The organism is Flavobacterium sp. UGB4466, assembly GCF_903469665.1.
In the GTDB taxonomy this organism is placed as follows: domain Bacteria; phylum Bacteroidota; class Bacteroidia; order Flavobacteriales; family Flavobacteriaceae; genus Flavobacterium; species Flavobacterium lipolyticum.
In genome coordinates, this window is record NZ_CAGKLC010000054.1 from 23,815 (window position 1) to 31,782 (window position 7,968).

Annotated in this window: 5 protein-coding genes; 4 read left to right on the plus strand and 1 reads right to left on the minus strand. The window is 36.3% G+C overall.

Annotated features, from left to right (window positions below; genetic code table 11):
• Positions 1-136: 136 nt before the first annotated feature.
• On the plus strand, positions 137-1,468 hold the full coding sequence (locus tag JO950_RS13860) for a DUF58 domain-containing protein (protein WP_202703191.1): 1,332 nt from the start codon (positions 137-139) through the stop codon (positions 1,466-1,468).
• A gap of 250 nt (positions 1,469-1,718) precedes the next feature.
• Here the strand turns inward: JO950_RS13860 and JO950_RS13865 are convergent, their stop codons facing one another.
• A complete protein-coding gene (locus JO950_RS13865; RefSeq protein ID WP_202703192.1) occupies positions 1,719-3,398 on the minus strand; it encodes a zinc-dependent metalloprotease family protein in 1,680 nt (559 codons plus the stop codon).
• Between the two features lie 640 nt (positions 3,399-4,038).
• Here JO950_RS13865 and JO950_RS13870 point away from each other — a divergent pair.
• From JO950_RS13870 to JO950_RS13880, 3 genes are all read left to right on the plus strand, one after another.
• The gene (locus tag JO950_RS13870; RefSeq protein WP_202703193.1) at positions 4,039-5,124 is read left to right on the plus strand and encodes a phosphoglyceromutase; all 1,086 of its coding nucleotides are present in this window, start codon (positions 4,039-4,041) and stop codon (positions 5,122-5,124) included.
• A 418-nt stretch (positions 5,125-5,542) separates the two neighbouring features.
• Positions 5,543-6,334, plus strand: a complete 792-nt coding sequence (locus JO950_RS13875; protein ID WP_089077771.1) for an RNA methyltransferase — start codon at positions 5,543-5,545, stop codon at positions 6,332-6,334.
• A gap of 16 nt (positions 6,335-6,350) precedes the next feature.
• Complete coding sequence (locus JO950_RS13880; protein ID WP_202703194.1) at positions 6,351-7,889, plus strand: serine hydrolase; 1,539 nt, start codon at positions 6,351-6,353, stop codon at positions 7,887-7,889.
• Positions 7,890-7,968 lie beyond the last annotated feature (79 nt).

Below are 7,968 nucleotides of genomic sequence, written 5' to 3' on the forward strand. Positions count from 1 at the left end.
ACATAGTCGCAGTACACAGTTGCAGCACACAATTGCAGTACACAGTCGCAGTACACAGTGAAAACTGAGACTGAGACTGAGACCGAGAACTGAAACTTGAAACTTGAAACAATAAAAACCTGAAACCTTTTAAAGCGTGAAATTCATCAAAAGCCTTTATCTTAATAACTTCTTTTTCTATGTACTTCTGAGTATAATTGGATTGTTTGTCTGTGCTTTTATTTTTCCAAATTTGTACAATGCGGTTTGGTTTGTGGTTTTAATTTTATTTACTTTCTTAGGGCTTGACGTACTCCTGCTCTATCTTAGTAAAACTGGTATTGAAGCGGAAAGAACGACACCGGAAAAACTTTCAAACGGAGATTTGAATCCCGTAACCATCACCGTTAAAAACCATTATACCTTTAAAATTTCAGTTAAGATAATCGACGAAATTCCGTTTCAGTTTCAGGTACGTGATTTCAAAATTGTAAAAACGATTAAAGCCTCTGAGCAAAAAGAAATTGGCTACGAATTACGACCAACAGAACGAGGAGAATATTACTTTGGTTATCTGAACGTTTATGTTTCGTCACCGCTAAGACTAATTTCCAGAAGATTTTCGTTCGATAAAGACAAAATGGTTCCCACCTATCCGTCTTATATTCAGCTGCGAAAATATGATCTATTGGCTTTTTCGAATAATCTGTACCAATACGGAATCAAAAAAATCCGTAGAATTGGCCATACGATGGAATTCGAGCAAATTAAAGAGTATGTTCAGGGTGATGATCTTCGAACTTTAAACTGGAAGGCTACAGCCAAGAAAAATGCTTTAATGGTCAATCAGTTTCAGGACGAAAAATCGCAATCCGTTTACATGGCAATCGATAAAGGCCGCTCCATGCAAATGCCATTTGACGGACTGAGTTTACTGGATTATGCGATCAATTCGACCTTAGTTTTATCGAACGTTATTCTGAAAAAGCAGGACAAAGCAGGTTTCTTTTCATTCTCTAAAAAAGTAGAAAACCGTGTTTTTGCCGAGAAAAGAGCTTCTCAGATGCAAAAAATTCTCGAAACCTTATACAATATCAAAACCGACTTTTTTGAAAGTGACTACAGCCGTTTGTATGTAGACATCAAGAAAAACATCAATCAAAGAAGTTTGATCCTTTTATACACTAATTTTGAAACGATGGACGGTTTAAACCGACAGTTGCCTTACTTAAAAGGAATTGCAAAAAGTCATTTATTGGTTGTCGTTTTCTTTAGCAATACAGAACTAAATGCGATCATCAATAAAAAAACGGATACGATTCAGGAAATCTACGACAAAGTAATCGCCGAAAAATTCATGTTCGAAAAACGTTTAATCGCAAACGAACTCAAAAAATACGGCATCCACGCTGTTTTAACACAGCCTGAAAATTTGACTTTGGACACCATCAATAAATACCTCGAAATTAAGTCGAGAGGAATTTTATAGCAGCTGTACGATAGTTTCCGCGAATATAAAAAGTGACGAAGATGCTACTAGAACAGTTCTGTTGTATTATATGCCTAAGTAAAAATCGGGTTCGTTATCAGCAAAAAAGACAGAAAAATTAAACCGGAAAAGATAAATTCTAATCCGGTTTAACTAGTTACTATTTGTTGTACTTTCAAAATACTCTTTCTCAATAAATAATTAAAGAGTATAAAAAACAAGGAGATTCCCCCTAAACCACATACAGAATTTACTGATAATCCTCTCCTAGTCTGCTTCTAATTATGGTAATATTGGGTTCATGCTTATGCTCAGCATACTGTACGTAAAACTCAGAAGCTGTAGACATAATATCTCTATGCCATATCCCAAAAATCCACCACCATTTTCTATAAAATATTCTGTTATTGTGTTCCGCTCCTAAAACATGACCAATTTCATGAGCCATTGTATTGGCCCCACCAATGGTATGAGCCGTAAATGCAGGGAACCAAGTACTACTACTACCTCCATAAAAATAGGAATCTACATAAGCCTTCCCTACAACATTATCAGTAGTTGACCAAAAAAGATAACCGTAGATCGTATTTTTTTCAGGTGTTCTAAATTTATTGCGTAAGAAAGAACTAAATTTCTCTAATTTTCCACCCGTATCTGTGTTAGTATCAAATTGCCCCTGATAAGTCTTGACAAAATTGATATGGCGATTCTTGCCCATCGAAAATATAAAATCATTCCAAGCCCAATTAACTTCGTGAGATATAGGTGTGTTTGAATTGTTTCCCTGATACCAAAGCTTTACGGTTACTACTTTTTTAGGGGTTTCTCCTAAGTACTCCCAAGAATTATTACTTGTAGAATTAACAGGAAAATACCCGTAATACCAGTAATTAAGCCTGAAAAATTCTTTTTTCTTATTCCATGGATTATTGTATTCATAGATATCCCCTGCCTGACCTACATTATTAGGGGAGTGCTGCCAGTCATAAGGCCCCAAAAACTCCCAATCTTCATTGCTTTTTCTATTTACTGGAAAATTGGAATCAAGACGATCTTTTTTACAACGAAAATATTCTCTTCTTTTTGTAACTTGGTTATCATTAACATATATTTCGCCAACACGTTTATAACGAATTGTAGAGTTCCACATATAGGCAACCTTATTCCCAAAAATATAATCATATAAGACCGAATTAGAGCCAGTAGCTTTAGAGGAAGAGCCCGAAATAACAGACTCACCTCCATTCTTAGAAGAAATAGAAGAGCCCAAAGTGGCATAGGAGAGCGGAAGACTTACATCCTGTATCCCTTCATCTGCAACTCCACAGCCCAAATTTGACTCCTCCCCGCTGAAACTGCTAGAAGACAACTGTTTATCAGTCTTGTTATTTTTAGCAGAAAAATAACAAGAGGTTTTATCTGCATTATAAACATACTCACCTTTAGCATTATCTGAATTGTATTTCTTAGCAGACTCATTAGACAAACTAATCTGAGGTGTTGTAAATAAAGCTATTTTTTTTGACTCCCCCTTAAAAGAAGAACTGATATAGGCATGATCTCCTGTAAGGGTAATAACGGCCTGCTCAAATTTATTCTCAGGCCCGGATTTTGATATAAATGTCATTTCTTCCTTCCCATTTTCATCTTTTGACAGAAAATTTTCAGCTCTTTCCAAACCTACTATAACACATAAGGTGTCTTTTTTATCTTTTAATATGATATTCTTATCGGTAGAAAACTTCGTCGATAAACTAGATAAAGAGGATATGCTCTTATTTATATCAAGCACATCAAAAGATAGCTCATCATAGACACTCGAAGAGGTCTTTTCTGTATTAGAATCTTCTGCACAACTGAAGAAGACTAAAATAATAAAAATAAATACTAATGCATTTCTCATAATTTTAATTTTGTGTTTGTTAAACAATTAAATGGACTTTTTCAATTTCAATACTCTTTTAAGCTCGATTGTCGCAAAACACATCCCGCTAAACACTTTTTAACCAATAAGTTAAATCATACAAAGCCTGTTTACTAAAAACCAAAAACAATCCCTCACTCTCCTTTCGGATGTTGTTCTTTCCTATGACTCATCGCCAAAATATAAAGTTATTTATACTGATTTTTTTCTCACTAAAAGACAATGGGGACTATAATCTCTTTTAGATTCACTGTTATTTTTTAATCTTTCAGAATCGGATCCTGATACCTGTATTCAAAATAAATAACTGCTAAAAAAAACTTAATTTAAGACAAATCTAAAAAAAACAATCTAATCGTACAAAAAAACTTACAATAATATTTATAAAAGACATTTTTTACTTACAAAAATAATTTGTACTGTCGTTTTTGATTCCAAAAGAGTCTCTCATTCTCTTCTAGAATCAAATTCTTAGAAGCCTGCTTCTAAATCTCAAAAGACGGTCCGCTTAATTAAAGTTTTTAACCGGATAACAAAATTTTCTATCACTTCTTGGAATTTGAAACAAAAACTTAACCTATATTTAGCGTTAAAAAAGAAAAACCTTTGCAACTTAGCATCTCAGAATCTCAGTAAGTTAAAAAATATGAAAAAGCTCATTTTACTCGCATTCTTTTTTTCCGGTTTTTACTCTCATGCACAAAAAACCGAGAACATCATCATTATCACCACCGATGGTTTTAGATGGCAGGAAGTGTTTAAAGGAATGGACCCTTCAATTGCCAATGATAAAAAATTCAATCAGGGAGACAGTACCTATATTTATAAGAATTATGCAAGTGCTGACTCCAAAGAAAGCCGAAAAAAAATCATGCCTTTTCTATGGTCTGAAATTGCTGCGAAAGGGCAAATTTATGGCCATCGCGAGTTAGGAAGCAAAGTTGATGTTTCCAACCCATACTGGTTCAGTTATCCCGGATACAGTGAAATTATGACCGGAAATGTTGATGTTGCCATCAACTCCAATCATTACAAGAACAATCCAAATGTAAATGTCTTAGAATTTTTAAACCAGCAATCTAAACTAAAAGGAAAAGTTGCCGCTTTTGGCGCCTGGGATGCTTTTGATCGAATTTTAAACGAGAAAAGAAGCGGTTTTCCGGTAATTTCTGCCTTCGATAATGTGGGAGGAGACAAACCTACAGAAACTCAGAAGTTATTAAATGAAATGCGCAACAACTCGTTTAAACCTTTTCATCAGGATGAGTGTTTAGATGTTTTTACGCACTATCAGGCTTTGAACGAACTTAAAACCAAAAAGCCAAAAGTACTTTACATTGCCTATGGAGAAACTGACGAATGGGCGCACGCCGGACACTACAGATCTTATCTTGATGCCGCAAACCAGGTCGACAAATGGATTAAAGAAATCTGGAATTTTGTACAAAATGATCCCCAATACAAAAATAAAACGACACTGGTAATCACCGTAGATCACGGTCGTGGTGACAAAACAAAAGCACAATGGACAGATCATGGTGCCGATGTTGAAGGTGCCTCACAAATTTGGTTCGCTGCAATGGGGCCAGAAATTGCCCCAAAAGGCGAAATCAAAACAGATTCTCAACTGTATCAAAAACAAATAGCACAAACCATCGCAAAAATCATGGGATACACCTTCACTGCTCCGCATCCGGTAGCAAACGAAATTTCAGAAGTCCTTACAAAATAAAAGTTTTTTTTGCCACAGATTAAAGGATTAAAAAGGTTATAACCTTTAAAAATCTTTTAATCTGTGGCAAAATATTTTTAGCATTTTAGAATCTCAGTAGCTTAGCCTCTCAGAACCTAAGCCCCTCCAAGAAAAAGCCTCTGAACCTTTACAACTTTTCAAAAAAACCTCAGTGACTTAGCATCTCAGAACCTTAGCATCTCCAAAAAAACCTTTTTAAAAAAAATCTCAGTACCTTAGCCCCTCAGAACCTAAGTACCTTAAAAAAAATTTTACATCAGTTTTCCTCCTCTACCCCCTGTAGAAAAACTCAGTACCTTAGCACCTCTGAACCTTAGTACCTCCAAAAAAACCTGTGCAACTTTTTAAAAAAAATCTCAGTACCTTAGCCCCTCAGAACCTAAGTACCTTTAAAAAAATGAAACAAATTACTTCAGTACAAAATCCGTTTATAAAATCACTTGTTTTACTACAGGAAAAGGCCAAAGCCCGCAAACAAACCGGAACATTTTTGATTGAAGGCTTACGTGAAATTTCACTCGCAATAAAAGGAGGCTACGAAATAGAAACCGTTTTATTTTTACCTGAATTGGTTACTGAAAATCAGATTCATAAATTGGTAAACAGTCCGGTTCAACTCATTGAAATCAATAAAGAAGTTTATCAGAAACTAGCGTATCGCGATACTACTGAAGGCGTTCTGGCTATAGCCAAAACCAAATCGATGCTTTTATCGGATCTAAAACTATCTGATAATCCATTGATTGTAGTTGCCGAAGCACCGGAAAAGCCGGGAAACATCGGCGCCCTTTTGCGTACTGCCGATGCTGCAAATCTTGATGCCGTATTAATTGCCAATCCAAAAAGCGATTTATACAATCCGAATATTGTACGCTCCAGTGTTGGCTGTTTGTTTACCAATCAGATTGCAACAGGAACGACGGCTGAAATCATAGCCTTTTTAAAAGAAAAGAAGATCGATTTTTACTGTGCAACACTCCAAAATTCTACTTCGTATCACACACAGGATTTCACCACTCCCACTGCATTGGTTGTGGGTACAGAGGCTACCGGCTTAACGCAGGACTGGCGAGATGCTGCTACTCAGAATATCATCATTCCCATGCAGGGCGAAATCGACAGCATGAATGTCTCGGTTGCTGCTGCTATTCTAATATTCGAAGCCAAGCGTCAACGCGGATTTAACTAAACCAAAACATACCGTCATGAACTACAAATTATCACTTTTAGCCTTCTTATTTAGCTTTACCCTTTCAGCACAAATAACCAATCCGGAAGTAGATGATCTGGTCAACCGTACCCTAAAAGCATTTGATGTGCCCGGAATTGCAGTGGCCATTGTAAAAGACGGAAAAGTAATTTTGGCAAAAGGTTATGGTGTAAAATCAATTGCAACACAGCAAAAAGTGGATGCCAATACGCTGTTCGGGATTGCCTCCAACAGTAAAGCTTTTACTTCGGGAGCACTGGCAATGCTAGTTGACGAAGGTAAAATAAAATGGGATGACAAAGTGGTAAAATACCTTCCTGATTTTAAAATGTACGACGATTATGTAACCCGTGAATTCACGATTCGTGACCTGTTAACCCACAGAAGCGGACTTGGGCTTGGAGCCGGAGATTTGATGATCTGGCCCGACGGAAGCGATTTTAAAGCGCAGGATATTATTCACAATCTAAGGTATTTAAAACCTGTTTCTGGTTTTAGAACCAAATACGATTATGACAACCTGCTCTATATCGTTGCAGGCGAAATTGTACATGTAGTAAGCGGTAAAACCTGGGCTGAATTTGTAGAAGAACGCATCATGAAGCCTTTGGAAATGAGCAATAGTGTGGCTTCAGTGAAACGTTTAAAAGACACCACAAACGTTATCACCCCTCACGTTCCGGTTGACGGAAAACTCAAAACTATAAAACGTTATGAAAACCAACTTTTTGATGGAGCAGCCGGAATTTATTCCAGTGTAAACGATTTAAGCAGATGGGTTATTTTACAGCTTAAGAATGGAAAATATGGCGATAACAAGCAGCTGTTTTCAGAAAAAGAACACAATGAAATGTGGCAATTGCAAACCATTATTCCTGCAAAAACAAGACCACCGTACAACACTCATTTCTCCGGTTATGGTTTAGGCTGGTTCCTAAGTGATCTAAAAGGATACAAGCAGGTTTCACATACTGGAGGACTGGAAGGAAACGTAACTCAAACCACTTTGATTCCGGAATTAGGATTAGGAATTATTGTTTTAACCAATCAACAATCGGGAGCAGCTTTTAGTGCCATTACCAATACAATAAAAGACAGTTATCTGGGGATTAAATCAGAAGACTATGTGACGATTTACAGTACTCGAATGAAAGACAGCGAAGCATCGGCTGATAAAGTAACCGATGAAGTTTGGGCAACTGTTGCTAAAAACAAAAAAGACAAACTAAAAACTGATTTTTCTAAGATTACCGGAACTTACAAAGACAACTGGTTTGGCGAAATTACCATTACCGAGAAAAAAGGAAAAGTATATTTTACTTCCAAACGCTCTCCGCAACTGGCCGGTGAAGTATTTTTCTATAAAGACGGAAATTACGTCGTGAAATGGAACAATGCTTTCTTTCATGCCGATGCACATCTGCTTTTCAAATACGACGAAAGTGGCAAAGTCCTTAACTTAAAAATGCTTCCAATTTCTGAATTAACTGACTTTAGTTACGATTTTCAGGATTTGGATTTTTCGAAAGAATAATTTTAGATTCTTAGATTCTTAGATTCTTAGATTCTTAGATTCTTAGATTCTTAGATTCTTAGATTCTTAGATTCTTAGA

What these genes read in the sequence shown, in the direction of transcription:
- JO950_RS13880 (WP_202703194.1), top strand. Translation starts at nt 6,351, where the DNA reads ATGAACTACAAATTATCACTTTTAGCCTTCTTATTTAGCTTTACCCTT.
- JO950_RS13875 (WP_089077771.1), top strand. Translation starts at nt 5,543, where the DNA reads ATGAAACAAATTACTTCAGTACAAAATCCGTTTATAAAATCACTTGTT.
- JO950_RS13870 (WP_202703193.1), top strand. Translation starts at nt 4,039, where the DNA reads ATGAAAAAGCTCATTTTACTCGCATTCTTTTTTTCCGGTTTTTACTCT.